The following is a 25,105-nucleotide window of genomic DNA, read 5'->3' as shown; positions in this document are numbered from 1 at the left end:
GCGCTCCCTCCTACATGCGGGCCAGCAAGCCGCCGTCGATGGCCAGCACATGGCCATTGACGAAGGCCGCCGCCGGCGAGGCGAGATAGACCACGGCTGGCGCGATGTCCCCGGGGCTGGCCCAGCGGCCGGCGGGCACGGCGGAATCCAGGAAGGACTGGAAATGCGGATTGTCCTGCAGACCCTGGGTGAAATCCGTGCGCACAAAGCCCGGCGCCAGCGCATTGCAGGTCACGCCCTTGCCGCCATATTCCACCGCCAGCGCCCGGGTGAAGGCCGCCAGGGCGCCCTTGGCGGTGGCATAGGCGGCGATATTGGGCATGGTGGCCTGTCCGGCCACCGATGACATCAGCACGATGCGGCCGAAGCCGCGCTCCACCATGCCCGGCAGGACGGCACGCGCGCAATGGAAAGCGCCGTTGACGTGCACATTCTGCAAGGCCAGCCATTCTTCCGGCTGCATGTCCACGATGGGCTTGCGGTTCTGGTTGCCGGCGTTGCTCACCAGGATGTCGATGGACGTCCCGTCGGCGGCCAGCGTGCCCAGCGCGCCGGCGACTGCCTCGGCATCGCCGACGTCGAAGGCGGCCGCCCGGGCGCTGATGCCCTCGGCGGCCAGGCCCTGGCACGCGCCCTCGCAGGCCGCGGCATCCAGATCGTTGATCACCACCCGGGCGCCGGCCCGCCCCAGGGCGGTGGCAATGGCATAGCCCAGACCGCGCGCGGCCCCCGTCACCAGCGCGGTGCGTCCCGCCAGGCCAAAGGTCTGGCCCAGATATTCCAGTTTCACGTTCTTGTCTCCTCGTTCTGTCCTGGACTGCCTGCTTCGTCTTGCGCGAAGGTTTGACATTAATCTCAATATACGCGACAATTCTTAAACACTCAATAACAAGATTATTCGTTTTTCTTTGATAACGACATAAGGAGAGGAGACCATGGCTATCGAAACCCCCGGCTATCCCCCGGCCAACGCCCTGCCGCCGCTGGCCTCGCGTTTCATCAAGGTCGATGAGCTGCCCTGGAAGCCCACCCAGGTCGCCGGCATCGACATGAAAATCCTGATGCAAGACAAGGAGTCCGGCCTGCTGACCGCCCTGTTCCGCTGGCAGCCGGGCACGGAGTTGCCTTTGCACGAGCACGTGGAGGTCGAGCAGACCTATGTGCTGGAGGGCTCCATCGTGGACGCCGAAGGCGAGGTCCGCGCGGGCGACTACGTCTGGCGTCCGCGCGGCAACCAGCACGTGGCGCGCGCGCCGCAAGGCGCGCTGGTGCTTAGCTTTTTCTTGAAACCCAATCTGTTCATCGACGCCTACGCCGGCCAGACGCTGGAATAGGCGCGTTCACGACCGCCCGATAGAGGCACCCCCAAGGAGACATACTCATGAAACTACGCAGCAAGCTTTTGATGGCCTGCCTGCTTGGCGCCTTTTCGACGGCCCAGGCCCAGGTCTCCGATGATGTGGTGAAGATCGGTGTGCTGGGCGACCAGTCCGGGATGATGGCCGACCTGTCCGGCAAGTTCGGCGTCGAGGCCGTCAAGATGGCGGTGGAGGATTTCGGCGGCACGGTGCTGGGCAAGCCCATCGAGGTAATCTCGGCCGACCATCAGAACAAGGTCGATATCGGCGTGTCCATCGCTCGCCGCTGGTATGAGAACGACAAGGTTGATCTCATCCTGGACGTGCCCAACTCGGCCATCGCGCTGGCGGTGCAGGACCTGACGCGCCAGATGAAGCGCGTGGTGATTTTCACCAGCGCCGGTTCGGCCGACCTCACGGGCAAAGCCTGCTCGCCCAATGGCATCCACTGGACCTATGACACTTATGCCTACGCCACCGGCGTGGCCAATGGCATCATGGACGATGGCGGCAAGAGCTGGTTCTTCATTGCCTCTGACTATGCCTTCGGCCATTCGTTGGAACGCGACGCCATGGCGGTGGTGAAGGCGCGCGGCGGCGAAGTCGTGGGCAGCGTGCGCCATCCCATCGCCAGCTCGGATTTCTCGTCCTACCTCTTGCAAGCCCAGGCGTCCAAGGCGCAAGTGATCGGCCTGGCCAACGGCAGCGGCGACACGATCAACAGTATCAAGCAAGCTTTCGAATTCGGCATCATGGGCAGCAAGCAGCGCGTGGCCGCCCTCTTCATGAGTATTGTCGATGTGCGCAGCGTCGGGCTGGAGTACGCCCAGGGCCTGAACCTGGTCGAGCCTTTCTACTGGGATCAGGACGACAAGGCACGCCAGTGGTCGGAACGCTATTTCAAGCGCACCGGCCGCATGCCCTCGATGGTGCAGGCCAGCAACTACAGCGCCGCCCTGCACTATCTGAACGCCGTGAAAGCCGCGGGCACCGACGCTTCGGAGGCCGTACTCAAGAAAATGCACGACATGCCCATCAACGATTTCATGACCGACAATGGCCGGATACGCGAAGACGGCCGCGTCATGCGCGACCTCTACCTCTTCCAGGTGAAAAAGCCCTCCGAATCCAAGCGCGACTGGGACTACTACAAGTTGGTGCGCAAAATTCCGGCCGAGCAGGCCTTCCGCCCGCTCAACCAGGGCAATTGCCCGCTGGTCAAGCCATGATGGGCGGCCTGCTGCAAGGCAAGCGCGTCATCGTCACCGGCGGCGCCAATCCGCGCGGCATCGGGGCGGCCATCGTGACGCGCTTTCTGGACGAAGGCGCCCTGGTCGCCGTGCTCGACCAGGCCTACCCTGACCGCGCGCAGCCGGCGCTGGCCGGCGGCCGGGTGGACCTGCACTGCGACATCTCGGATGCCGCCAGCTGCGAGGCCGCCGTGGGCCGGGCCGTGCAGGCGCTGGGGGGCCTGGACGTGCTGGTCAACAACGCCGGCATTGTCGCGGCCACCCGCCTCGCCGAGCTGTCCGAGGACGAGTTCCGCCGTATGATCGACGTCAACCTGACCGGCACTTACCGCGTCACGCGGGCGGCGCTGCCCGCCCTGCGGGCCAGCAAGCGCCAGCCGGCCATCGTCAACCTGGGCTCGACCGCCGCCTTGCGCGGCGGCGGGTTGCTGGGCGGGTCGCATTACGCGGCCTCCAAGGGCGGCGTCATCAGCTTCACCAAGGGATTGGCCCGTGAACTGGGGCCCATGGGGATACGCGCCAATTGCGTTGCTCCGGGCATCATCGAAACGGACATGACCCTGGGCAAGTTCGGCGAAGATTGGGAGCGGGAACTCAAACAGGGCATTCCCCTGCAACGCTTCGGCCTGCCGGCCGAGGTGGCGCAGGCCGCGCTGTTTCTCGCTTCCGATCTGTCATCCTATTCAACCGGCACCGTCGTGGACGTCAACGGCGGTTTTCACATTCATTAGGCATCACAACACAATGAGCACTCCAGACCGCATGCTGTCCATTCTTGATCTCTTCCGCGACGACACCACCGCCGCGTTCCAGGAAGATGTCATGGCGCATCTGGAGTGCTCGCGCGCCACCGCCTACCGCTATCTGAAATCGCTGACCGAGAGCGGCCTGCTCGCGCCGACCTCCGGCGGCGCCTATGTGCTGGGCTCCCGGATCATTGAACTTGACCGCCATCTGCGCCAGCATGATCCACTGATGCACGCGGCGCGCGAGGTCATGCAGCGCACCGGCGACGAGCTGCATGCCAATCTGATGCTGTGCAGCTATTACGGCGATAAGGTCATGTGCGTGGACCGCTACTGGACCGACCACAGCATCGAATCGAGCTACGCTCGCGGCCGCCCCTTCCCGATGTTCCGGGGCGCCACGGCCAAGCCCATCCTGGCCAACCTGCCGCCCTACCAGCTGCGCAATCTCATGCTCTGGCATGCACAGGAGATCCGCGAGGCGGGCCTGGGCGCCGATTGGGATGAGTTCCGCGGTAATCTCAAGCGCCTGCGCACCGCCGGCGTCTGCGTCTCGCACGGCGAGGTGGACCCGGGGCTGATGGGCATAGGCGCGGCCATCTTCAGCCCCGATGAGAAAGTCGTGGGCAGCCTGGTCTTCATCACCGCGCAAGCGCGCACGCCCGCCGACCGCCTGGAGCTGCTGCAGGCGCGCATCCGCCAGGCCGCCGCCGAGGTGTCGCGCAATCTGCTGACCCCGCAAAACAAAAGCGCGGCGGCGATCGGCATCATGCCGTCGCGGCCGCGCCGCAGTCGGCCGCGCGTGGCCAAGGCCGCGCGCGACTGAAGTCTTACTCGCCCTTGCCGTAGCGCTCCGCGCTGCGCAGGATTTCCTGGTGGGCGGCGTCAACGCCCTTCCAGCCCTTGACCTTGACCCACTTGCCCTTCTCGAGGTCTTTGTAGTGCTCGAAGAAGTGCTGGATGCGGGCGATGTCTTCGGCCGGCAGGTCCTCGTAGGACTTGATATGGCGGTACGGAGGATAGAGCTTGTCCACCGGCACGGCCAGCAGCTTGGCGTCGCCGCCGGACTCGTCGTCCATCTCCAGCACGCCCAGGGCGCGGCAGCGCACGACGGCGCCGACCTGGATGGGGAAAGGCGTGATCACCAGCACATCGGCCGGATCGCCGTCTTCGGACAGGGTCTGCGGGATGTAGCCATAGTTGCACGGGTAGTGCATGGCGGTCAGCATGAAGCGGTCCACGAAGATGGCGTCGCTTTCCTTGTCGACCTCATACTTGACCGGATCGGCATTCATCGGGATTTCGATGATGACGTTGAAATCGTCCGGCAGCTTCTTGCCGGCGGGGACTCGTTCGAAACTCATAGTGCAAACCTTGCTGGATGGTAACTGGGAGGGGAATTAGGACTTTTCGCCGGGCTTGTCCGCCGGCTTGCCGGCATCGCTCTTGAAGCTGCTGACCGGCGCTTCGATGGCGGCCGGAGGAATGGGCGCGCTGTCGAAGTACTCTTCGATATCGATGGCGGACCGCAAGGGCACGGCGGCCTGCGCCTCGGGCGGCGCATCGCGACCGGCCACCCGGGCGTCCGGGTCGAGCACGTAGTCCGCCGCGGCGGCAGCGGGCGGCGCCGCTTCGGCCTGCGGGGCGGCGGCAACGTAAGCGGGCTCTTCGCCATCGGCAAAGGCGCCTTCGGCATCCACGTGCAGCGGGTCGGCCTGGGTATCGGCCGCCGGCAGCGCCGCATCGGCGGCCAGGATGGGCAGCGCCATGCTGGCCGCGGTCGCCAGGCGCCAATGCTTGGCCGCCTCGCCCGGGCGGTTCAGGCGGTCATAGAGGCTGCCCAAGAGCGCATGCGTCTGGGCGTCATTGCGGCGAGACACGCTGCGCTGCAGATAACGTTCGGCTTGGCCCCAGAGCTGACCATTCAGGCACAGCAGGCCGAGCGCGGTCAGCATGCCGGCATCGGCGGGCCGCTGCTGCAGCCAGGTCTCGGCCTTGGCCAGGCGTCGCGGCACCTGGTCGGCCTCGCAGCGCGCATAGGCCGCCACCAGAACGGGATTGAACTTCACGGCGATGGCCGACTCGAGGATGCGGGCCGCCTCGTTGTGCTCGCCCGCCGCCTCGAAGGCCGCGGCGCCGGCCAGGGCGATATTGGGCAGCAGGCGCTCCTCGGTCTTGAGGTCCTTCCAGACGCCGCGCCACTGCTCGTCGGCCATGCCGGCTCGCAGACGGGCCGCGCCGGCGCTGTCGATCAGCTGCTCGGCCTCGGCCTTGTCCATGGCGTTGCGCCGCACCAGGCCGCGCGCCAGCACGAACACGCGCTCCTGGTGGCCGAGGGCTTTCTCGGCGCGCAGCAGCAGCCGCATGGTATGCAGATGGCGCGCGCCGCCGTCTTGCAGCGGCGCGAGCACGTCCAGGGCCTGGGCGGGCTGGCCCTGGTCCAGCAGCATGTCGGCGGCCACCGTGGCGGTCGCCTCGATCAGGCCGGCGTCGTCGCCGGCTTCCTCGCGGGCCTTGGCCAGCATCTGGTCGCGCCGCTCGAATTCACCCAGGCCGTGTTCGGCCCGCGCGGCCGACAAGGCGGCCAGCACGCGGCGGCCGCGCACCTTGGTCTGGTCCAGCAGCTTGACCATGTCTTTCTCGGCATGCGAGAAGCGCCCCTCCAGCAGGCTGATCCAGCCGCGTTCGAGCAGCTCGTGGTCACGCGCCTGGGCGCGGCGGCCGCGCCAGGCCCGCACGCGGTCCGGGATGGCCACCAGCCAGGCGAGCAGCCGCAAGCCGACATAAAGCGCGGCAAAGAGCACGACCAGCAGCAGCACAGCCAGCGCCAGCGACATCTCCAGCCGCCACGGCCAGACCAGGATGAGCACATTGCCGGGATGCGCCCGCAGCACGACCGCGACCGCGACGGCCACGCAGGCCAGAAGAAGAGTCCAGAACCAGGTACGCATGTGCTCAGTCCTGCTCGTCGGGCTTGAAGCCAGCCGCGCGCAACGCGGCGATGCCGTTCAGGCTGTCGGCGACGTCAGGCACGCGCACCGCGATATCGGTCTGGGCCAGCTCACGCGCCAGGGCCAGCGCGGCCTGCGTATCGGGCGAGCGCGCATCGAAATACTTGGACAGCGTGTCGTTGACGTTGTCCAGCTCGCTCTTCCAGACGGCGGGCTGGCGCATCAGCATGGCCAACTGCAGCGAGAGCAGGCGTTGGCGCAACACGGAGCGCAGGTCGGCGGCCTGGTCGGTCGACAGCAGCAGCGCGGCCGGCTGGTCCACCCGCTGCACGCGGATCAGGTCGCCCAGCTCATTGGCCAGGGCGGCGCCGGCGCGGCCCGGCCAGGAGCCGATCTCGGCACGCCAGCGCTGCCACCACGCGGCGTCGGCCGGCAGCGGCTCGGGCGCCGGCGGCGGCACCGCCACCCGGGCCGGGGCCTGCGGGGCCGGGGTGGGCGCGGCGCCATCGGGCACCAGCAAGGGGGCACGGCCCACCAGCGCCACCAGGCGTTCGATGCGGGCTGACAGCGCCGGGATGTCCACCGTGCTGACCGCGCGCAGGCGGTCCAGATCGCCGTTGATGGCCTGCTGCAGGCTGGCAAAGCGCGGCCGGTCGGCGCGGGCCAGCCGGGCCTGCGCGGACTCCAGCGCCACCACGGCGTTGTTGACGTTGCCGGCCAGCCGTAATTGCTGGCTAGCCACGGTGATCAGGCGTTCGACGTCATTGGCCAGCATCTCGTCGCTCGTGCCGTCATTGAGGTCCTGCATTGCCTGTTGCAGCGCGCTGTACTGGCTTTGGGTCTCGCGGACCTTGTTTTCCAGGTCGGCCACACGGCCGCTTTGCGCCTGCGCCAGGGACAGGGCCTCGCGCACATCGTTGCGGGCTTGCAGCAGTTCGCCGGAGAGGCGGTCCAGCCGGGCGGCGACCTCGCGGCCGCTCTTGGCCGATTGCTGGCGCAGGTTCCAGAGGGCCGCGCCCAGCCCGATGGCGATCAACAGGACGATGATGAGCGCCGTGGACAGCACGCCCCCCTTGCGGGCGGGTTTGGGCGGCTTGACGGTTTCCGGCGCGCGCTCGGCGGCGCCGCCCGCCGGCGGGCCCGGCGGAAGAGAAGAGGTATTGTCTGTCATGACGCGATTGTATTCGTTGATGGCATGAAACGACGACTCAAGCAGCACCAAAGGCCTCGAATATCGCCTCATCAGCAGGCATGCATTCTTTTACCATTGCGGCCGCGCCCTCGCCAGCAAGCGCCAGCCGCTGGCGCAATACAGGGTGTGTGATGACGTAACGGCACTGCGGCCACCACGATGGCAGGCCGGCGCGGGCCAGCTGCGCGGCAACGGCATCGATGCTCTCGCCGCTGGTCAGCAGCCAGGTGACTGCCCTGCCCTGCGCGGCCCACAAGCGCAGGGCATCGAGGCGCGAAGCCTCCCATTGCGCGGGCAGGCGGCGATAGACCGCATGCACGCTGACCTCGGCGCCGGCCTGGCGGAGTTGGCTGGCCAGCCAGTCGCGCCCGCGGGTGCCCCGCAGCAGCAGCACCTTGCGCGGCAGGGCGCCGCACGCCTGGATGCGCTGCCACAGGGCTTCGGAATCATGCGTCGGGGCATCGTCGCCGGGATGCAAAACTGTTGTATTCGCGCCAAAAAAGCCCGAACCGGTGAGCGCGCGGGCGCTGGCCGGCCCCACCGTGGCCGCCGTCGTGCCGGGCGGCCAGGCGCCGCCGTCGCCGAAGACCTGGCCCAGGTAGAGCCGGGCGGCATTGCCGGACACGAAGACCACCATGTCGAAATCCTCGGGGCGGGGCAGGCCCGCGCCCGGTGGCGGCAGAGTCTCGATGAGCAGCGCGGGCCAGGCATGGACCTCCCAGCCGGCATCGCGCAGGCGCGCGGCCAGGGCTTCGTTGCGCCCCGCGGGCCGCGTCAGGATGGCCAAAGGCGACATCACGCCCCCCTTGCTAGGCGCCGCGTCAAGGCGCCGGATCGTCTTGCAGCAATTCGGCCAGGATGGCCCCCGCCCCTTTATCGAGCAGGTCTTGCGCCACGGCCAGGCCGAGGCGCTCGGCTTCGGCGGCGGCGCCGGCGCGCGTGGCGCGCAGGATGCGGTTGCCGTCGACCGAGGAGACCAGGGCCTCGATGCGCAGCTCGTCGCCATGCAGCTCGGCATAGGCCGCCAGCGGAACCTGGCAGGAGCCGCCCAGCTTGCGGGACACCGCGCGCTCAGCGCTTACGCAGGCCGTGGTGGCCGGACTGGACAACGGCGCCAGCCAGGCGCGCATATCGTCGCGGTCATCGCGGATCTCGATGCCCAGGGCGCCCTGCCCGGCCGCGGGCAGGCTTTGCGCCGGCGACAGGCGATTGCGGATGCGATCGCCGTAGCCGATGCGCTCCAGGCCCGCGGCGGCCAGCACGATGGCGTCGTATTCGCCGCGATCGAGCTTGTCCAGGCGGGTGTCGAGATTGCCCCTGAGCGGCTTGACCACCAGGTCCGGCCGGGCGGCGCGTATCTGGGCCTCGCGGCGCAAGCTGGACGTGCCCACCACGGCACCGGCCGGCAAGGCCTCCAGTGATTCGTGGTGGTTGGAGACAAAGGCGTCACGCGGGTCGGCCCGCTCCAGCACGGTGCATAGTTCGAAAGGCGGCCGCATATCGACTGGCACGTCCTTCAGGGAATGCACGGCCAGGTCGGCCCGCCCATCGAGCAGAGCCGTCTCGAGCTCTTTGACGAAGAGGCCCTTGCCGCCGACCTTGGACAGCGTGCGATCGAGAATTTGATCGCCGCGCGTGGTCAGGGTGAGGAGTTCGACCGCGCACGCCGGGTAGAGCGCGCGCAGCCTGTCCCGCACATGCTCGGCTTGCCAGACGGCAAGCCGGCTCGCGCGGGTGGCGATGACCAGACGTTGTGGCAGGGACACGTTGTGGCGTCAGAGGAAAGACGACACGATGACCGTGGCCACCACACCGATGATTGCCAGGATGAACAGGCCTTGCAGCAGGCTGAGGCCCGACTCCGATTGTTGCAGATCTTCAGTCTTACGCAGACTCATTAGCGGATTCCTTGGAGGCGTTTTTCTTGCGGCTTGCCAGCCAACGTCCCAAGACTATGACCAACAGCGCGCCGATAACTTCGACGGTGATTTTAACCGCCTGCGGCTGTTCGCCAATTTGATTCACGACAAACACGTCGGTGACCAGCATTCCGCCCGCGATCCAGCCCAGCAAGCCCGCGCCGAAGGTGACCACCAAGGGGAAACGGTCGATCAGCTTGAGCACCAGGGTGCTGCCCCAGATGATGATGGGCACGCTGATGACCAGGCCGAATATCACCAGCCCGATCTGGTGGTCGGCATGGGCGTTCTGGGCCGCGCCGGCGATGGCGATGACGTTGTCCAGGCTCATGACGAAGTCGGCCACGATGATGGTCTTGACCGCCGCCCAGATCGAAACGCCGCCCTTGATGTTGCCATGGCCGTCGTCTTCGGGAATCAGGAGCTTGACGCCGATCCACAGCAGCAGCGCGCCGCCGACGATCTTCAGGAAGGGGATATTGAGCAACGTGAGCGCAAAGGCGATCAGCACGACGCGCAGCAGGATGGCCCCGGCGGTGCCCCACAGAATGCCCTGCATCCGCTGCTTGGGGGGCAGGTTGCGGCAGGCCAGCGCGATCACGACGGCATTATCGCCGCCCAGCAGGATGTCGATCAGGATGATCTGAAAGACGGCGGCCCAACTGAGGGTCTGGAAAAACTCGAGCACTTGTAACTCCCTTTGGCGTTCTTAGAGGTATTTCACCGCCAGCCGCCCCCGAGAACCAAGTCCCGAATATCAAAAGGGGCGGCCTTCCCTCCTTTTTCCGCGCTGCGGAGGGAGCGGCACAACCCCTTATTGTAGTTCAGCTTTCAGTCAGCTTTCTGACGAATCAAGAAAAACTTTCCGATTGCCAAAACCAGTAGCGCGCCCACCGCGCCGCAGAGCAGGGCGAACTGATGCTGCGTCACGCCCAGCATGGCGTCGATGCGCTGGACCGAATCCTGCAGCGCGGGATCGCCCACCAGCAGCTCGCCGGCGATAAAGCCCAGCAGCGCCGCGCCCACCCAGACGATGAGCGGAAAACGCTCGATGACCTTGAGCAGCAACGTGCTGCCGAAGATGACCAGCGGGATGCTGATGGCCAGGCCCACCACCAGCAGCGTGGTGTCGCCCATGGCCGCGGCGGCCACGGCCACCACATTGTCCAGGCTCATGACCAGATCGGCGATCATGATGGTGCGGATGGCCGCGAACAGCCCGCCGTTTTCCTTGCCGGCGCCTTCGTCCTCGCCTTCGGGCAGGAGCAGCGTAACGCCGATATAGACCAGCAGCACGGCGCCGATCAGCTTGAGCCAGGGCAGCAGGAGCAGCTTGGCCGCCACCAGGGTCAGCACGATACGCATGATGATGGCTGCCGCCGAACCGACGACGATGGCCTTCTTTTGCTGATGCGGCGGCAGCGAGCGGGCCGCCAGCGCGATCACCACGGCGTTGTCGCCGGACAGCAGGATATTGACCCAAATGATCTGGAGCAGCGCGATCCAGAATGCAGCAGAACTGAGTTCCATGCCTCTCTTTCCTAGAATGATCCCCTAGGTATTGTGTGTATAAGAGCGAAAAGCGCACCTGCCGTCTCTGTCGGTTGCGAGCCGGGACAGCCTCGTTTTTGAAATGCGCGGATTTGCGGGGTGGAGCCACCCTCGCCTTTCATTATAGTTTCTAAGACCTGTCCGACCGCTTTCCGGATGGCGCGGATACACAAAAAAGCTGTCTCGGAGTTGAAACGCCCCCTCTTGCGGCGCGCAGGGACGAAAAAAAGCCCGCCACAAGGGCGGGCTTTTCGCGCAAGGCGGCGGGATCGGCTTACAGCACCGACTTCAGCAGCTTGCCCATCTCGGAGGGGTTGCGCGTGGTCTTGATGCCGCAAGCTTCCATGACTTCGAGCTTGGCATCGGCCGTGTCGGCGCCGCCGGAGATCAGCGCGCCGGCGTGGCCCATGCGCTTTCCCGGAGGGGCGGTAACGCCCGCGATGAAGCCGACCACCGGCTTCTTCATGTTGTCCTTGGCCCACTGGGCGGCGGCAACTTCGTCCGGACCGCCGATCTCGCCGATCATGATGACGGCGTCGGTGTCGGGATCGTCATTGAACAGCTTGAGCACGTCGACGTGCTTCAGGCCGTTGATGGGGTCGCCGCCGATGCCGACGGCGCTGGATTGGCCCAGGCCCAGTTCGGTGACTTGCGCCACGGCTTCGTACGTCAGCGTGCCCGAGCGGCTGACGATGCCGATGCGGCCCTTGCGGTGGATGTGGCCCGGCATGATGCCGATCTTGATTTCGTCGGGAGTGATCAGGCCGGGGCAGTTCGGGCCCAGCAGCAGGGTCTTGCTGCCCTTTTCGCGCATGCGGTTCTTGACTTCGAGCATGTCGCGCACGGGGATGCCTTCGGTAATGCAGATCACCAGGTCCAGTTCGGCCTCGACGGCTTCCCAGATGGCGGCGGCGGCGCCCGCGGGCGGCACGTAGATCACCGACACGGTGGCGCCGGTGTCTTGCTTGGCGTCCTTGACCGAGGCGTAGATGGGGATGCCTTCGAAGTCTTCACCGGCTTTCTTGGGGTTCACGCCGGCCACGAAGGCGGCTTTGCCATTGGCGTACTCACGGCACATGCGGGTGTGGAACTGGCCCGTCTTGCCCGTGATGCCCTGGGTGATGACTTTGGTGTCCTTGTTGATCAGAATCGACATTTGTGAATCCTTGGCAATTTTTTACTTGGCAGCGGCGACGACCTTGGTCGCGGCTTCGGCCATCGTGTCGGCGCTGATGATGGGCAGGCCGGATTCGGCAAGCATCTTCTTGCCGAGCTCTTCGTTGGTGCCCTTCATGCGCACGACCAGCGGCACGCTGAGGTTGACGGCGCGGCAGGCGGTGATCACGCCTTCGGCGATCACGTCGCAGCGCATGATGCCGCCGAAGATGTTGACCAGAATGGCCTTCACGCCCTTGTTCTTGAGCATGATCTTGAAGGCTTCGGTGACCTTCTCGGCCGTGGCGCCGCCGCCGACGTCCAGGAAGTTGGCCGGTTCGCCGCCAAACAGCTTGATGGTGTCCATCGTGGCCATGGCCAGGCCGGCGCCGTTGACCAGGCAGCCGATATTGCCGTCGAGCTGGATGTAGGCCAGGTCGAACTTGGAGGCTTCGATTTCAGCGGGGTCTTCTTCGTCCAGGTCGCGGTAGGCGACGATTTCCGGATGACGGAACAGGGCGTTGGAGTCGAAGTTGAACTTGGCGTCCAGGGCGATGATGTTGCCCTTGCTGTCGCGGTTCAGGGGGTTGATTTCGACCAGCGAAGCGTCCGTGTCCATGTAGCACTGGTACAGCTTCTTGAAGACATCGACGGCCTGGGCGGTCGAGTCGGCCGGCAGGCCGATGGCGTCAGCCACCTTCTTGGCCTGGGCGTCGGTCAGGCCGGCGATCGGGTCGATGTATTCGGTGATGATCTTCTCGGGCGAGGAATGAGCCACCTCTTCGATGTCCATGCCGCCTTCGCTCGACGCGATCAGGGCCACCTTCTGCGTGGCGCGGTCGGTGACCAGCGACACGTAGTATTCCTTCTGGATGTCGGCGCCGTCTTCGATGTACAGACGGTTGACCTTCTGGCCTTGCGGGCCGGTCTGGTGCGTGACCAGCTGCATGCCCAGGATCTGCGAGGCCAGTTGACGGACTTCGTCCAGCGAGCGGGCGAGCTTGACGCCGCCGCCCTTGCCACGGCCACCCGCGTGGATCTGCGCTTTGACGACCCAGACCGGGCCGCCCAGCTTCTCGGCAGCCGCGACGGCCTCATCTACGGAAAAAGCGGGAATACCGCGCGGCACGGGCACGCCAAATTTCTTCAGCAGTTCCTTGCCTTGATACTCGTGGATTTTCATGTGTTACCTGTCAGGACGAATGAGAAAAAGAAGATGACTCGGATGTCGCGTCGGCCGTGTCTGGCGCCCCCGTGTACCACCGGGGATAGTGCTCAAGCACGACGGGCCCGTCGGTGCGCAATGCATGACAGCCATCCAGCTGGAAGGGACGCTGACCCTCGTTGACGGTTTCGCGCCGGCGATTGGCCATCATCTGCACGGCGGCCGTGGGCAGGACCTGGGACAGCTCGGTCATGTGCGTACAGCCCGCCACACGCCCGAAACGCTCCTTGACCCGGTTACGGAACCCTTTGAGCAGATTCAAGCCAACCAGGCCGCCATACGCCTGATCGATCGCCATACAGGACGCCCCATAGGGCGCCGCGTCATAGGCGGCCCGGGCCGCGACGACGTTGTACTCCTCGTCGATGGTCAGGCGCAGATGCATGTGATGGATGGGATCGCCGGCCTTGAAGATTTCGCCATCGCGTCTGGGGAAATCGTAGGCCTTCACATCGATGAGCTCGGCATCGAGGTCGAACAGGCCGTCTTCGCGCCCATAGCATTGCACGCGTATGGAACGCGTATGCAGGGGCTGACGAGGAACATCGGGCGGTGGCAGAGGCATAGGAAGGCCTGCGGGCGACTTTGGCGCAAGGCAGCAAAACCATCAAAGTATAACGCAGCCGTTCCGGATGACGCGGCAAGGTTTCGCAGTGCAAAAAAGGAACCGATCCCCGTGCCCGGCGCGGGGCCCGCCCGGCTTGCCGGGCCGCGGACAGCAAAAACCCGCGCCGGGGGAACGGCGCGGGCGGGCGGCGGCAGCCGCCGGTCAGCCGGCCTGGCGCAGGTTGCGGGCCGCCTGGACCATGCCGATCAGCGCGGCTTCGGTCTCAGGCCAGGCGCGGGTCTTCAGGCCGCAGTCCGGATTGACCCACAGGCGCTCCTTGGGCAGGCTCTTGGCGGCTTTTTCCATCAGGCCGACCATCCAGTCCACATCGGGCACGTTGGGAGAGTGGATGTCATAGACGCCCGGGCCGATGTCGTTGGGGTAGCGGAAGTCCTCGAAGGCCTTGAGCAGCTCCATATTGGAGCGCGAGGTCTCGATGGTGATCACGTCGGCGTCCATCGCGGCGATGGATTCGATGATGTCGTTGAACTCCGAGTAGCACATATGGGTGTGGATCTGGGTGTCGTCGGCCACGCCGGCCGTGCTCAGGCGGAAACAATCCACCGCCCAGTCCAGGTAGTGCTGCCAATCGGCGCGGCGCAGCGGCAGGCCCTCGCGGATGGCCGGCTCGTCGATCTGGATGACCTTGACGCCGGCCTTCTCCAGGTCGACGACCTCGTCGCGCAGGGCCAGGGCCAGCTGGCGGCAGGTCGCCTCGCGCGGCTGGTCATCGCGCACGAAGGACCACTGCAGGATCGTTACCGGGCCGGTCAGCATGCCCTTGACCGGTTTGTCGGTCAGGGACTGGGCGTAGGAGGACCAGCCCACGGTCATCGGCGCGGGACGCGCCACGTCGCCGAAGATGATGGGCGGCTTGACGCAGCGCGAGCCGTAGCTCTGCACCCAGCCGTTCTTGGTGAAGGCGAAGCCGGCCAGCAGCTCGCCGAAGTACTCCACCATGTCATTGCGCTCGGGTTCGCCGTGCACCAGCACGTCCAGGCCGACCTTCTCCTGGAAGCGGATGACTTCCTCGATCTCCTTGCGGATGGAGGTTTCATAGGCCGAGTCGCTCAGGGCGCCGGCCTTCCAGTCACGGCGCAGAGCGCGGATCTCGGCGGTCTGCGGGAAGGAGCCGATGGTCGTGGTCGGGAAGGCCGGCAGCTTCAGGTGCGCCTGCTGCCGGCTGATGCGCTCGGCAAAGGGCGCGCGGTCGCGCGAGACCTCGGCGGCGCCGGCCATGCGGCGGGCCACGGCAGGGTTGTGGATGCGCGGCGAGGCGCGGCGGGCGGCCAGCGCGGCGCGCTGGGCCGCCAGGCCGGCGCGGACCGAGTCATCGCCGTCCAGGGCGCGGCCCAGCAAGCTCAGTTCTTCGAGTTTCTGGGCGGCAAAGGACAGCCAGCTCTTGAGTTCGGCATCCAGCTCGGTCTCGGCGGCCAGGTCCACCGGCACGTGCAACAGCGAGCACGACGGCGCCAGCCACAGGCGGTCGCCCAGTTGCCGGGCGATGGGTTCGAGCACCTTGAGCGCCTCGTCCAGGTCGGTGCGCCAGATATTGCGGCCGTTGATCACGCCCGCCGACAGGACCTGGTCGGCGCCCAGGGCCTTGACCACATCGGCCAGCTGTTCCGGGGCGCGCACCAGGTCCACGTGCAGGCCAGCCACGGGCAGCGCGGCGGCGGTCGACAGATTGTCCTTCAGGCCATCGAAATAGCTGGCCAGCAGCAGCTTGACGGGGCTATCGGCCAGTTGGGCGTAGGCGTCGCGGAAGGCGTCGCGCCAGGCTTGCGGCAGGTCCAGCACCAGGATGGGCTCGTCGACCTGCACCCATTCCACGCCCAGCGCGGCCAGGCGCTTGAAGACCTCCTGGTAGACGGGCAGCAGATTGGCCAGCAGTGCCAGTTTGCCGGCGTCGGCCGGGCCTTGCTGGAAGGCATCGCCCTTGCCGAGATAGAGCCAGGTCAACGGACCGGGGATGACCGGCTTGACGGCGTGGCCCAGGGCCTGGGCTTCCTTGACCTGGTCAAACAGGTATTCGCGGGCGATGCGATAGGTTTGCCCGGGCACCAGCTCCGGGACGATGTAGTGGTAGTTGGTGTCGAACCACTTGGTCATTTCGCAGGCGGCGGCCGGCTTGCCGCTGGGCGCGCGGCCGCGCCCCATGCGGAACAGGGTGTCCAGGCTCACGGGCTCGGACTCGGGCTGGCCGAAGCGGGCCGGCACCGCGCCCAGCAGCGTGGTCCATTCAAGGATGTGGTCGTACCAGGCGAAGTCGCCCACCGGCACGAAGCGCAGGCCGTTGGCGGCCTGGCGCCGCCAGTGCGTGGCGCGCAGCTGCTGGCCGGTCGCCAGCAGTTCCTCGGCGGTTTGCTTGCCGGCCCAATAGGCTTCGACAGCGCGCTTCAGTTCGCGTTGGGCACCGATGCGCGGAAAACCCAGATTATGAATAATAGTCATATGAATATCCGGTCAAGACAAAAGAATCTCAAGTCAGGCCGCTATTCTGCGTGCAAAGCAAGCTGAGTCAAAATCAATCTCTACATGCATAACTTGAGAGATTTTCATAAACTAAGGTTTTTGGCCACTCGCCATGCTTGAAATCCGCCATCTTGAGACCCTCTCCGCCATCCGGGATGGCGGCAGCCTGCAGGAAGCCGCCGAGCGCCTGCACCTGACGCAGTCGGCGCTATCGCATCAGTTGCGCGACCTCGAAACCCGCCTGGGCACGCCGCTGTTGAACCGGCGCACGCGCCCGGCCCGGCTCACCACGGCCGGGCTGCGGGTGCTGGCGCTGGCCGATGAGGTGCTGCCGCGGCTGCGCGCCACCGAACGGGAATTGCTGCGCCTGGCGGCCGGGCGCACCGGCCGGCTGCATCTGGCCATCGACTGCCATTCCTGCTTTCAGTGGCTGATGCCGGCGCTGGATGCCTTTCGCGCGCAGTGGCCCGATGTGGCGCTGGACCTGTCGGCGGCGTTTTCTTTCGCGCCGCTGCCGGCGCTGGTGCGCGGCGACCTGGACCTGGTGATCACCTCCGACCCCCAGCCGCTGGAGGCCGTCGACTACCTGCCGCTATTTCGCTACGAGCTGGTGCTGGCCGTCTCGCAGAACAACCCGCTGGCCAGCCTGCGTCATGTGATGCCGGAACAACTGGCCGACCAGACGCTGATCACCTATCCGGTGGACCGCCAGCGCCTGGATGTCTTCACGGCCTTTCTGGACCCGGCCGATGTCGAGCCCGCGGCGCTGCGGCGCGCCGAGCTTACGCCCATGATCGTGCAGCTGGTCAACAGCAACCGCGGCGTGGCCGCCCTGCCCAACTGGGCGGTGGCGGAGTATGTGGAACATGCGCCGCTCAAGCTGCTGCACCTGGGGCCCCAAGGCGTCTGGCGGACCTTGTACGCCACCGTGCGCGGCGAGGACCGCGGCGCCTCGTATATTGATGAGTTTCTGACGATAGCCCGCGACGTCAGCTTCAAGACGCTGGCGGGAATCAAGCGCGCCAAGCACTGAACCGGGCTCAGTCCTCGTTGCCGCCCTCGCCCAGGAGGCGGCGGATGACCTCGTGGGCAAAGCCGCGGGAGGCCAGAAAGCGCGCCTGCTTGGCATAGGCGGTGCGATCCTGGGGTTTTTCTCCGTAGCGGCGGCGCCATACCTCCAGGGCCCGCTCGTATTCGGTGGCGCGCAGGGCGTCGCGCAGATCGGCGATGTCGGCATCCTCGACCCCGCTTTGCCTGAGCTCCTGGACGATGCGCGCCGTGCCTTGGCGCGGCGCGCGCCGATGCACCAGGCTTTGCGCAAAGCGGGCGTTGGACTGCCAGCCCTCTTGCTGCAGGGCATCGAGCACCGCTTCGATTTCCTCGGCGCTTTCGGCATGCGGCCGCAGCTTGCGCGCCAGTTCGGCGCGCGAGTGCTCGCGACGCGACAGATAGCCGACTGCGCGCGCCTTCAGGCTGGGGCCTGCGGGGCGCGGCGCATCGGCCGGCGTGGCCAGCGTTTCGAAGTCATCCTCGTGCCGCGGGCGCCGGGTGCCGGAGGGACGCGAAACCATGGGCGGCTGGCAAGAACGGGCGGGCCCGCTCAGTCTTCGGCGCTTTCTTCGGCGGTGGGCGCGAACTCGGCGGCGCGGCTGACGATGCCTTGGTTTTCGCGGATCTTGTTTTCGATCTCGATGGCCATGGCGGGGTGCTCCTTGAGGTACTCGCGCACATTGTCCTTGCCCTGGCCGATGCGGTTGCCGTTATAGCTGTACCAGGCGCCGGATTTTTCGACCACGTTGGCGGCCACGCCGAGGTCGATGATCTCGCCCTCGCGCGAGATGCCCGCGCCATACATGATGTCGAACTCGGCCTGCTTGAACGGCGGCGCCACCTTGTTCTTGACGACCTTGACGCGGGTTTCGTTGCCCACGACCTCGTCGCCCTTCTTGATGGACCCGATGCGGCGGATATCCAGGCGCACGGAGGAATAGAACTTGAGCGCATTGCCGCCGGTGGTGGTCTCCGGATTGCCGAACATCACGCCGATCTTCATGCGGATCTGGTTGATGAAGATCACCATGCAGTTGGTGCGCTTGATGGTGGCGGTCAGCTTGCGCAGCGCCTGGCTCATCAGGCGGGCCTGCAGGCCGGGCAGCGCGTCGCCCATCTCGCCTTCGATTTCGGCCTTGGGCACCAGGGCGGCCACCGAGTCGATGACGATGAGGTCGACCGAGCCGGAACGCACCAGGGCATCGGTGATCTCCAGGGCCTGCTCGCCGGTGTCGGGCTGGGAGATCAGCAGATCGCCCAGGTTGACGCCCAGCTTGGAGGCGTACTGGACGTCCAGCGCATGCTCGGCGTCGACGAAGGCGCAGGTGCCGCCGATCTTTTGCATCTCGGCGATGACCTGCAGCGTCAGCGTGGTCTTGCCCGAGGATTCGGGACCGTAGATCTCGACCACGCGGCCGCGCGGCAGGCCGCCGACGCCCAGCGCGATGTCCAGCCCCAGCGACCCGGTGGAAACGACCTGGATGTCGTGCTCGACCTCATTGTCGCCGTAGCGCATGATCGAGCCCTTGCCGAACTGTTTTTCGATCTGGGAGAGCGCGGCGGCCAGGGCCTTGGCTTTTTCCGATGCGGCCTTGCTGGTTTTGTCGTCCATGGAGAGTCCTATATGCGTGGCCGGACAGGAGCCGGCCAAACGGGTCGAGCGGGTCTATCGTGCCAACCGGCGCGGGCGCGGCCTGCGCGAACCCCGATTGGATGTGCGAACGCGGATTATGGCATCGGAGTATACTGGATAAACAAACAGTATGTACAGGTTTTCCACGTATTCCCTGAGTGGGCAAGGGCCGCGGCCTGTGACAGAATGGCCCGCACCGGGAGGCGGCGCGACAACCGGCAGGCGCGGCCATTGCCTGCCTGCGCCAGGCCGAACCGCCCGCCCGGCAATCCCGCCGGCGCCCGCCGGCCTACCACCGCCGTACCGCATGCGCATCCTGATTGCCGAAGACGACAGCATCCTCGCCGATGGGCTGTCGCGTTCCCTGCGACACAATGGCTATGCCGTGGACGCCGTGCGCGACGGACTGGCCGCCGACTCGGCCCTGGCCGCCCAGCCTTTCGACCTGCTCATCCTGGACCTCGGCCTGCCCCAGCTGACCGGCCTGGAGGTGCTGCGCCGCCTGCGGGCGCGCAATTCGCTGCTGCCGGTGCTCATCCTGACCGCGGCCGACAGCGTCGAGCAGCGCGTCAAGGGCCTGGACCTGGGCGCCGACGATTACATGGCCAAGCCGTTTGCGCTGTCCGAGCTCGAGGCCCGCGTGCGCGCGCTCACCCGCCGCGGCGCCGGCGGCGGCGCCACCGTGATCCGCCATGGCCGCCTGGTCTTCGACCAGACCGGACGGGTGGCCACCGTGGACGACCAGACCCTGGATCTTTCGGCCCGCGAGGTCAGCCTGCTCGAAATCCTGCTGGCGCGCAGCGGCCGCATGGTGAGCAAGACCCAGCTGGTCGACCATCTCTGCGAATGGGGCGAGGAAGTCAGCACCAACGCCATCGAAGTCTACGTCCACCGCCTGCGCAAGAAGCTTGAGCCCAGCGGCGTCAAGATCATCACCGTGCGCGGCCTGGGTTATTGCCTGGAACGTGATCAGGGTGCCGCGGCCTACCCCCTCGCCAGCTGATCCGGCGGCATCCGAAGCGGTCAACCACGAAGCGGTCGAGGCGCTGCGCGGCGGGGCCAAGGGCCCCAGCTTCGCCCCGCCGCAACGATCGCTGCTGGGCGAGATCCTGGACTGGATGCTCGCGCCGCTGTTCCTGCTGTGGCCAATGAGCGTGGCCATCACCTATGTGGTGGCGCAGAACATCGCCAACGCTCCCTACGACCGGGCGCTGGCCAATAATCTGCATGTGCTCACGCGCCAGGTGCAGGCCGAGGATGGCCGCGCCGTGCTGCACATGAGCGACGCGGCGCGCGAAGTGCTGCGCGCCGATGAGACCGACAGCGTCTTCTGGCTGGCCCTGGGCAGCCGGGGCGAATACCTCGGCGGCGACCGCGCCCTGCCCCTGCCGCCCTTGGCCGGCCAGCCGCGGCCCGGCCATGTGCTGTATGCCGATGACAACCTGCGTGGCTTCGACATCCGGCTGGCCTACACCTGGGTGGACCTGGGCCTGCCGGGCACCCAGCCTCCTCTGCTCATCGTGGCCGAGACCGGCGAGAAACGCGCCCAGCTGGCCAACGACATCATCAAGGGCGTGATCATTCCGCAGTTCGTGGTCCTGCCGGTGGCGGTGCTGCTGGTCTGGTTCGGGCTGTCGCGCGGGGTCGCTCCGCTCAATGCCTTGCAACAGCGCCTGCGCGCCCGCCGTCCCGACGACCTGTCGCCCATCGACGAGCACGCCGCGCCGTCGGAGATCGCGCCGCTGGTGGCGGCCATGAACGACCTGCTGGACCGCCTGTCCTCCAACGTCGAGGCCCAGCGCCGTTTCGTGGCCGACGCCGCCCATCAGCTGAAAACGCCGCTGGCCGGCCTGCGCACGCAGGCCGAGCTGGCCTTGCGCGATGCCAGTCCCGACGAAATGCAATCCAGCCTGAGGCAGCTGGTGACCGGGTCGGACCGGGCCACACGCCTGGTCAACCAATTGCTGCTGCTGGCCCGGGCCGAGACGCCGGACGCCGCGGGCATGTCGCGCGTCGACCTCAACGCCATCGCCTCGGAGCAGACCATGCACTGGGTGCCGCAGGCGCTGTCCATGAAGACGGACCTGGGGTTTGAAGGCTGCGACCGGCCGGTGGAAATCCTGGGCAACCCGATTCTGCTGGGTGAGCTGATCAACAATCTGGTCGACAATGCCTTGCGCTATACCCCGCGCGGCGGGCACATCACAGTGCGCGTGCGCCAGGCCGCAGGCCAGGCCGTGCTGGAGGTCGAGGACTCCGGGCCCGGCATTCCGCCCGAGGAGCGCGAGCGCGTGTTCGACCGCTTCTACCGTGTGCTGGGCACAGTGGCCGACGGCAGCGGCCTGGGCCTGGCCATCGTGCGCGAGATCGCGCAGAAGCACCGCGCCGATGTGCGCATCGAGGGCCATCCCAGCGAGCACTCCGACCTGCCGGGCACACGCATCGCCGTGATGTTCGAGCCGTACAACGCCCTGCCCCTCCTGGAGTCCGAAGCCTGACCTAGGGAATGCCCGCAAGCTCCCAAGGAGAGGTTTCAAATAGTTACATAATTAAGATTCAGGTAAGGGTTACGTCAGAACCTCGTCAGTCTTGCTCCTTACCTTGTCGGACAAGCTCAACGCCGCGACGGCCGAGGGTACGGAGCACGGTGGAGGACCACCGGCCAATAACGAGGAGACTTCATGAGCACAACGACGTTACCGGGCCGCGGCCCGCAGGCGGAGCCCCGCCCAATGTCAAAGGACGAGCGCAAGGTGATTTTCGCCTCGTCGCTGGGTACCGTTTTCGAGTGGTATGACTTCTATCTATACGGCTCGCTCGCTGCAATCATTGCGCAACACTTTTTCTCGGGCGTGAACCCGACGGCCGGCTTTATTTTCGCCCTGCTGGCCTTTGCCGCCGGCTTCGCCGTGCGCCCCTTCGGCGCCCTGGTGTTCGGCCGCCTGGGCGACCTGGTGGGCCGCAAATACACCTTCCTCGTCACCATCGTCATCATGGGCCTGTCGACCTTCCTGGTCGGTATCCTGCCCAGCTATGCCTCCATCGGCATCGCCGCTCCCGCCATCCTGATCATCCTGCGCCTGCTGCAAGGCCTGGCCCTGGGCGGCGAGTACGGCGGCGCGGCCACCTACGTGGCCGAACACGCGCCGCATGGCCGCCGCGGCTTCTACACCAGCTGGATCCAGACGACGGCCACCCTGGGCCTGTTCCTGTCGCTGCTGGTGATCCTGGGCGTGCGCAACTACATGGGCGAGGACGCTTTCAAGGAATGGGGCTGGCGCATTCCCTTCCTGATCTCCGTGGTGCTGCTGGGCATCTCCGTCTGGATCCGGATGCAGCTCAACGAATCGCCGACCTTCCAGCGCATGAAGGAAGAAGGCAAGGGCTCCAAGGCCCCGATCGCTGAATCGTTCGGCCAATGGCGCAACCTCAAGGTCGTGATCCTGGCGCTGCTGGGCCTGACCGCCGGCCAGGCCGTGGTGTGGTACACGGGCCAGTTCTACTCCCTGTTCTTCCTGACGCAGACGCTGAAGGTCGACGCCAACACCGCCAACATCATGATCGCGATCGCGCTGCTGATCGGCACGCCCTTCTTCGTGATCTTCGGTTCGCTGTCCGACAAGATCGGCCGCAAGCCCATCATCATGGCCGGCTGCCTGATCGCCGCCCTGACCTACTTCCCGATCTTCAAGGCCATCACCGCCTACGCCAACCCGGCCCTGGCCCAGGCCCAGGCCTCGGCTCCGGTCACCGTGATCGCCGACCCGGCCACCTGCTCCTTCCAGTTCAACCCGGTCGGCACGGCCTCGTTCACCAGCTCCTGCGACGTGGTCAAGTCCTTCATGGCGCGCAACTCGGTGAACTACCAGAACCAGACGGCGCCGGCCGGCTCGGTGGCCAAGGTCAAGATTGGCAATGACGAGTTCGCCTCCTTCGACGGCAAGTCGTTGCCGGCGGCCGAATTCAAGGCCAAGGTCGCGGAACTGGACAAGGCCCTGACCACCGCCATCCGCGCCCACGGCTACCCGGCCAAGGCGGATCCGGCCCAGACCAACAACGTCATGGTCGTGCTGCTGCTGACCATCCTGGTGATCTACGTGACCATGGTGTACGGTCCTATCGCCGCCATGCTGGTGGAGATGTTCCCGACCCGCATCCGCTACACCTCGATGAGCCTGCCGTACCACATCGGCAACGGCTGGTTCGGCGGCTTCCTGCCCCCCGTCGCCTTTGCCGTGGTCGCCGCCACCGGCAATATCTACGACGGCCTGTGGTACCCCATCATCATCGCGGTCATGACCCTGGTGATCGGCACGCTGTTCGTGCGCGAAACCAAGGACAACGACATCAACGCCTGACGCACCGTTCCCCCGCCGGATTGGACCGCTGCGCCAGTCCGGCCCTTCAAAAGCTCCCTCGTGGAGCTTTTTTTTTTCGGCCCCGGGATCCCGGGTTTTCAGGATGTTGTCAGACCACAACAGTAGACTGGTCGCTCAGATTACGGCCTTGCGCTGTACCCACGGACAAACGATCCCCTGGACGTGGGTTGCAGGGTAGTGCTCTGACACCGATGCCGCGTTCCCCGCGAGCCTTTTTTGACGCGGTATCGTGTGCCCCGTATCGGCCCGGCGCTTGCCGGGCCGCCTTTTTTTCCGCGCCGGAAAAAACAGAAGGCCGGCTGAGCCGGCCTCCTTTGGCGACAGCGCCCCGCGGGTTCAGCGGCGCATGCCGACACCGACCGCCAGCACGCCGACGACGATGGCCGCCACGCCGGCCCAGGTCGGGATGGCGACCGACTTCTCGGTCTCGGCGGTGGCCTTGACCGAGCCGACCTGCAGCACGGTTTCCTCCGATTTGTAGTTGAAGCCTTTGTAGATCAGGCCGGCCGCGCCCAGGACTATCAGGATCACACCCACGATGGTGGCAGGTTTCATCGCCTATCCCCTTTCTGCTGTTGACGATGGACGGGACCTTACCCCATGCCCCGCGGCCTGTCAGTGACAGAGCGTGTCATGTCAAACAATCCGGCCGGCAAGCGCCATGGAGCTTGCTGCTCGTATAGAATCTACGCTTTTGCCCGACGCCATGTGGTTCAAGAATCTCAAGATCTACCGACTGTCCGCCCCCTGGACGTTGACCGGCGAGCAGCTTGAAGAAAGCCTTGCGCGGCACGCCTATCAAAGCGGCAACAACCTCGAAATGCAAAGCCTGGGTTGGATCTCGCCGCGCGAGAATGCCAGCCTGGCGCACAGCGTCAACGGCCAGATCCTGCTGTCGCTGCGGGCCGAGAAGAAGCTGCTGCCGACCACGGTCGTCAACCAGGTGGCCCGCGCCCGTGCCCAGGAGATCGAAGAGCAGCAAGGCTACAAGCCCGGCCGCAAGCAGATGAAAGAAATCAAGGAGCGCGTCACCGACGAGCTCCTGCCGCGCGCCTTCAGCATCTATCGCGATACGCGCGTGTGGATCGATACGGTCAATCACTGGCTGGTCATTGACGCCGCCGCCTCGGCCAAGGCCGACGAGGTCATCGGCATGCTGGTCAAGACCGTGGATCCCCTGCCGCTGGAAAACCTCTACGTGGCCCAGTCGCCGGCCGCGGCCATGACCGGCTGGCTGGCCGCCGATGAGGCGCCGGCCAATTTCTCCATCGACCAGGACACTGAATTGCGCGCCTCCGGCGAAAGCCGCGCGGCCATCCGCTACGTCAAGCACAGCATCGACGCCGACGACGTGCGCCGCCACATCCAGTCCGGCAAGCAGTGCACGCGCCTGGCCATGACCTGGGCCGACCGGGTGTCCTTCGTGCTGACCGAGTCCATGGACATCAAGCGCGTGGCGCCGCTGGACGTGCTGAAGGAAAACCCCGACAGCGTGGCCTTCAATGACGACGAGAAGTTCGATTCGGACATGGCGCTCATGACCGGCGAACTGGCGAAAATGCTCGCCGAACTGGTCGAGGCCCTGGGCGGCGAAAAGCGCGACTGAGCGCTCGC

General features: G+C 66.2%; 25 protein-coding genes. 9 read left to right on the top strand and 16 right to left on the bottom strand.

Annotated features, from left to right (window positions below):
* Nucleotides 1–10: 10 nt before the first annotated feature.
* Nucleotides 11–790, bottom strand: a complete 780-nt coding sequence (locus tag AXA74_RS08555) for an SDR family NAD(P)-dependent oxidoreductase (protein ID WP_032957780.1) — start codon at nucleotides 788–790, stop codon at nucleotides 11–13.
* 145 nt (nucleotides 791–935) lie between these two features.
* Here AXA74_RS08555 and AXA74_RS08550 point away from each other — a divergent pair, with 145 nt between their 5' ends.
* The 4 genes from AXA74_RS08550 to AXA74_RS08535 are packed head-to-tail and all read left to right on the top strand — an operon-like array spanning nucleotide 936 to nucleotide 4,180.
* The gene (locus tag AXA74_RS08550) at nucleotides 936–1,334 is read left to right on the top strand and encodes a cupin domain-containing protein (RefSeq protein ID WP_029580362.1); all 399 of its coding nucleotides are present in this window, start codon (nucleotides 936–938) and stop codon (nucleotides 1,332–1,334) included.
* Between the two features lie 47 nt (nucleotides 1,335–1,381).
* On the top strand, nucleotides 1,382–2,587 hold the full coding sequence (locus tag AXA74_RS08545) for an ABC transporter substrate-binding protein (RefSeq protein WP_032958065.1): 1,206 nt from the start codon (nucleotides 1,382–1,384) through the stop codon (nucleotides 2,585–2,587).
* On the top strand, nucleotides 2,584–3,339 hold the full coding sequence (locus tag AXA74_RS08540) for an SDR family NAD(P)-dependent oxidoreductase (RefSeq protein WP_032979370.1): 756 nt from the start codon (nucleotides 2,584–2,586) through the stop codon (nucleotides 3,337–3,339). The genes AXA74_RS08545 and AXA74_RS08540 overlap by 4 nt, the downstream gene beginning before the upstream one ends.
* 13 nt (nucleotides 3,340–3,352) lie before the next feature.
* The gene (locus AXA74_RS08535) at nucleotides 3,353–4,180 is read left to right on the top strand and encodes an IclR family transcriptional regulator (RefSeq protein ID WP_029580359.1); all 828 of its coding nucleotides are present in this window, start codon (nucleotides 3,353–3,355) and stop codon (nucleotides 4,178–4,180) included.
* Nucleotides 4,181–4,184: 4 nt separating this feature from the next.
* Here AXA74_RS08535 and ppa read toward each other — a convergent pair whose 3' ends face one another.
* From ppa to metE, 12 genes are all read right to left on the bottom strand, one after another.
* Nucleotides 4,185–4,718 carry an inorganic diphosphatase gene (gene ppa / locus AXA74_RS08530; RefSeq protein WP_029580358.1) on the bottom strand — a complete coding sequence of 178 codons (534 nt, stop codon included), beginning with the start codon at nucleotides 4,716–4,718 and terminating at the stop codon, nucleotides 4,185–4,187.
* A 36-nt stretch (nucleotides 4,719–4,754) separates the two neighbouring features.
* On the bottom strand, nucleotides 4,755–6,305 hold the full coding sequence (locus AXA74_RS08525; protein WP_032958069.1) for a heme biosynthesis HemY N-terminal domain-containing protein: 1,551 nt from the start codon (nucleotides 6,303–6,305) through the stop codon (nucleotides 4,755–4,757).
* 4 nt (nucleotides 6,306–6,309) lie between these two features.
* Nucleotides 6,310–7,476 carry a uroporphyrinogen-III C-methyltransferase gene (locus AXA74_RS08520; RefSeq protein WP_126623561.1) on the bottom strand — a complete coding sequence of 389 codons (1,167 nt, stop codon included), beginning with the start codon at nucleotides 7,474–7,476 and terminating at the stop codon, nucleotides 6,310–6,312.
* 37 nt (nucleotides 7,477–7,513) lie between these two features.
* Nucleotides 7,514–8,293, bottom strand: a complete 780-nt coding sequence (locus tag AXA74_RS08515; RefSeq protein WP_029580355.1) for a uroporphyrinogen-III synthase — start codon at nucleotides 8,291–8,293, stop codon at nucleotides 7,514–7,516.
* A 25-nt stretch (nucleotides 8,294–8,318) separates the two neighbouring features.
* The gene (gene hemC, locus AXA74_RS08510) at nucleotides 8,319–9,263 is read right to left on the bottom strand and encodes a hydroxymethylbilane synthase (RefSeq protein WP_032956485.1); all 945 of its coding nucleotides are present in this window, start codon (nucleotides 9,261–9,263) and stop codon (nucleotides 8,319–8,321) included.
* Nucleotides 9,264–9,272: 9 nt separating this feature from the next.
* Nucleotides 9,273–9,395, bottom strand: coding sequence for a hypothetical protein (locus tag AXA74_RS24780; protein WP_029580353.1), 123 nt, complete (start codon nucleotides 9,393–9,395; stop codon nucleotides 9,273–9,275).
* Nucleotides 9,382–10,104 carry a TerC family protein gene (locus AXA74_RS08505; protein WP_029580352.1) on the bottom strand — a complete coding sequence of 241 codons (723 nt, stop codon included), beginning with the start codon at nucleotides 10,102–10,104 and terminating at the stop codon, nucleotides 9,382–9,384. The genes AXA74_RS24780 and AXA74_RS08505 overlap by 14 nt, the downstream gene beginning before the upstream one ends.
* A gap of 143 nt (nucleotides 10,105–10,247) precedes the next feature.
* Nucleotides 10,248–10,946 carry a TerC family protein gene (locus AXA74_RS08500; protein WP_029580351.1) on the bottom strand — a complete coding sequence of 233 codons (699 nt, stop codon included), beginning with the start codon at nucleotides 10,944–10,946 and terminating at the stop codon, nucleotides 10,248–10,250.
* Between the two features lie 295 nt (nucleotides 10,947–11,241).
* The gene (sucD, locus tag AXA74_RS08495; RefSeq protein ID WP_029580350.1) at nucleotides 11,242–12,123 is read right to left on the bottom strand and encodes a succinate--CoA ligase subunit alpha; all 882 of its coding nucleotides are present in this window, start codon (nucleotides 12,121–12,123) and stop codon (nucleotides 11,242–11,244) included.
* 21 nt (nucleotides 12,124–12,144) lie between these two features.
* Nucleotides 12,145–13,305: an ADP-forming succinate--CoA ligase subunit beta gene (gene sucC / locus AXA74_RS08490; protein WP_029580349.1), complete on the bottom strand. Its 1,161-nt coding sequence runs from the start codon at nucleotides 13,303–13,305 to the stop codon at nucleotides 12,145–12,147.
* A 10-nt stretch (nucleotides 13,306–13,315) separates the two neighbouring features.
* The gene (locus AXA74_RS08485; RefSeq protein ID WP_029580348.1) at nucleotides 13,316–13,912 is read right to left on the bottom strand and encodes a DUF2889 domain-containing protein; all 597 of its coding nucleotides are present in this window, start codon (nucleotides 13,910–13,912) and stop codon (nucleotides 13,316–13,318) included.
* Between the two features lie 204 nt (nucleotides 13,913–14,116).
* A complete protein-coding gene (gene metE / locus AXA74_RS08480; protein WP_032979372.1) occupies nucleotides 14,117–16,408 on the bottom strand; it encodes a 5-methyltetrahydropteroyltriglutamate--homocysteine S-methyltransferase in 2,292 nt (763 codons plus the stop codon).
* 133 nt (nucleotides 16,409–16,541) lie between these two features.
* Here metE and AXA74_RS08475 point away from each other — a divergent pair, with 133 nt between their 5' ends.
* Nucleotides 16,542–17,462: a LysR family transcriptional regulator gene (locus AXA74_RS08475; RefSeq protein WP_029580346.1), complete on the top strand. Its 921-nt coding sequence runs from the start codon at nucleotides 16,542–16,544 to the stop codon at nucleotides 17,460–17,462.
* A 7-nt stretch (nucleotides 17,463–17,469) separates the two neighbouring features.
* On the opposite strand, the gene recX is transcribed toward AXA74_RS08475, so the two are convergent.
* Nucleotides 17,470–18,000: a recombination regulator RecX gene (gene recX, locus AXA74_RS08470; RefSeq protein WP_029580345.1), complete on the bottom strand. Its 531-nt coding sequence runs from the start codon at nucleotides 17,998–18,000 to the stop codon at nucleotides 17,470–17,472.
* 29 nt (nucleotides 18,001–18,029) lie between these two features.
* Entirely contained in the window at nucleotides 18,030–19,091 is a 1,062-nt protein-coding gene (gene recA, locus AXA74_RS08465; protein ID WP_032956477.1) for a recombinase RecA, read from the bottom strand.
* A 328-nt stretch (nucleotides 19,092–19,419) separates the two neighbouring features.
* Between recA and AXA74_RS08460 the strand changes: the two genes are divergently transcribed.
* From AXA74_RS08460 to AXA74_RS08450, 3 genes are all read left to right on the top strand, one after another.
* Nucleotides 19,420–20,115, top strand: a complete 696-nt coding sequence (locus AXA74_RS08460; RefSeq protein ID WP_029580343.1) for a response regulator transcription factor — start codon at nucleotides 19,420–19,422, stop codon at nucleotides 20,113–20,115.
* Nucleotides 20,116–20,230: 115 nt separating this feature from the next.
* Nucleotides 20,231–21,610, top strand: a complete 1,380-nt coding sequence (locus AXA74_RS08455) for a sensor histidine kinase (RefSeq protein WP_029580342.1) — start codon at nucleotides 20,231–20,233, stop codon at nucleotides 21,608–21,610.
* Nucleotides 21,611–21,793: 183 nt separating this feature from the next.
* Nucleotides 21,794–23,470, top strand: a complete 1,677-nt coding sequence (locus tag AXA74_RS08450; protein ID WP_029580341.1) for an MFS transporter — start codon at nucleotides 21,794–21,796, stop codon at nucleotides 23,468–23,470.
* Between the two features lie 357 nt (nucleotides 23,471–23,827).
* Here AXA74_RS08450 and AXA74_RS08445 read toward each other — a convergent pair whose 3' ends face one another.
* The gene (locus AXA74_RS08445) at nucleotides 23,828–24,046 is read right to left on the bottom strand and encodes a hypothetical protein (RefSeq protein ID WP_029580340.1); all 219 of its coding nucleotides are present in this window, start codon (nucleotides 24,044–24,046) and stop codon (nucleotides 23,828–23,830) included.
* A 151-nt stretch (nucleotides 24,047–24,197) separates the two neighbouring features.
* On the opposite strand from AXA74_RS08445, the gene AXA74_RS08440 reads away from it, so the two are divergent.
* Nucleotides 24,198–25,097 (top strand): recombination-associated protein RdgC, encoded by a 900-nt coding sequence (locus tag AXA74_RS08440; RefSeq protein WP_029580339.1) that lies wholly within the window; start codon nucleotides 24,198–24,200, stop codon nucleotides 25,095–25,097.
* Nucleotides 25,098–25,105 lie beyond the last annotated feature (8 nt).

The sequence above is a fragment of the Bordetella hinzii LMG 13501 genome, assembly GCF_001548475.1.
Taxonomy (GTDB): Bacteria; Pseudomonadota; Gammaproteobacteria; order Burkholderiales; family Burkholderiaceae_B; genus Bordetella; species Bordetella hinzii.
The sequence above is the reverse complement of the archived record's forward strand: the minus strand, read 5'-3'. Positions and strand labels throughout refer to the sequence as shown.

Coding starts and splice junctions, on each gene's coding strand:
- recX (WP_029580345.1), bottom strand. CDS start 18,000: ATGGTTTCGCGTCCCTCCGGCACCCGGCGCCCGCGGCACGAGGATGAC.
- AXA74_RS08450 (WP_029580341.1), top strand. CDS start 21,794: ATGAGCACAACGACGTTACCGGGCCGCGGCCCGCAGGCGGAGCCCCGC.
- AXA74_RS08515 (WP_029580355.1), bottom strand. CDS start 8,293: ATGTCGCCTTTGGCCATCCTGACGCGGCCCGCGGGGCGCAACGAAGCC.
- AXA74_RS08550 (WP_029580362.1), top strand. CDS start 936: ATGGCTATCGAAACCCCCGGCTATCCCCCGGCCAACGCCCTGCCGCCG.
- sucD (WP_029580350.1), bottom strand. CDS start 12,123: ATGTCGATTCTGATCAACAAGGACACCAAAGTCATCACCCAGGGCATC.
- AXA74_RS08520 (WP_126623561.1), bottom strand. CDS start 7,476: ATGACAGACAATACCTCTTCTCTTCCGCCGGGCCCGCCGGCGGGCGGC.
- recA (WP_032956477.1), bottom strand. CDS start 19,091: ATGGACGACAAAACCAGCAAGGCCGCATCGGAAAAAGCCAAGGCCCTG.
- AXA74_RS08475 (WP_029580346.1), top strand. CDS start 16,542: ATGCTTGAAATCCGCCATCTTGAGACCCTCTCCGCCATCCGGGATGGC.
- AXA74_RS08545 (WP_032958065.1), top strand. CDS start 1,382: ATGAAACTACGCAGCAAGCTTTTGATGGCCTGCCTGCTTGGCGCCTTT.
- AXA74_RS08455 (WP_029580342.1), top strand. CDS start 20,231: ATGCTCGCGCCGCTGTTCCTGCTGTGGCCAATGAGCGTGGCCATCACC.
- metE (WP_032979372.1), bottom strand. CDS start 16,408: ATGACTATTATTCATAATCTGGGTTTTCCGCGCATCGGTGCCCAACGC.
- AXA74_RS08525 (WP_032958069.1), bottom strand. CDS start 6,305: ATGCGTACCTGGTTCTGGACTCTTCTTCTGGCCTGCGTGGCCGTCGCG.
- AXA74_RS08460 (WP_029580343.1), top strand. CDS start 19,420: ATGCGCATCCTGATTGCCGAAGACGACAGCATCCTCGCCGATGGGCTG.
- AXA74_RS08485 (WP_029580348.1), bottom strand. CDS start 13,912: ATGCCTCTGCCACCGCCCGATGTTCCTCGTCAGCCCCTGCATACGCGT.
- AXA74_RS24780 (WP_029580353.1), bottom strand. CDS start 9,395: ATGAGTCTGCGTAAGACTGAAGATCTGCAACAATCGGAGTCGGGCCTC.
- AXA74_RS08535 (WP_029580359.1), top strand. CDS start 3,353: ATGAGCACTCCAGACCGCATGCTGTCCATTCTTGATCTCTTCCGCGAC.
- ppa (WP_029580358.1), bottom strand. CDS start 4,718: ATGAGTTTCGAACGAGTCCCCGCCGGCAAGAAGCTGCCGGACGATTTC.
- AXA74_RS08445 (WP_029580340.1), bottom strand. CDS start 24,046: ATGAAACCTGCCACCATCGTGGGTGTGATCCTGATAGTCCTGGGCGCG.
- sucC (WP_029580349.1), bottom strand. CDS start 13,305: ATGAAAATCCACGAGTATCAAGGCAAGGAACTGCTGAAGAAATTTGGC.
- AXA74_RS08540 (WP_032979370.1), top strand. CDS start 2,584: ATGATGGGCGGCCTGCTGCAAGGCAAGCGCGTCATCGTCACCGGCGGC.
- AXA74_RS08500 (WP_029580351.1), bottom strand. CDS start 10,946: ATGGAACTCAGTTCTGCTGCATTCTGGATCGCGCTGCTCCAGATCATT.
- AXA74_RS08440 (WP_029580339.1), top strand. CDS start 24,198: ATGTGGTTCAAGAATCTCAAGATCTACCGACTGTCCGCCCCCTGGACG.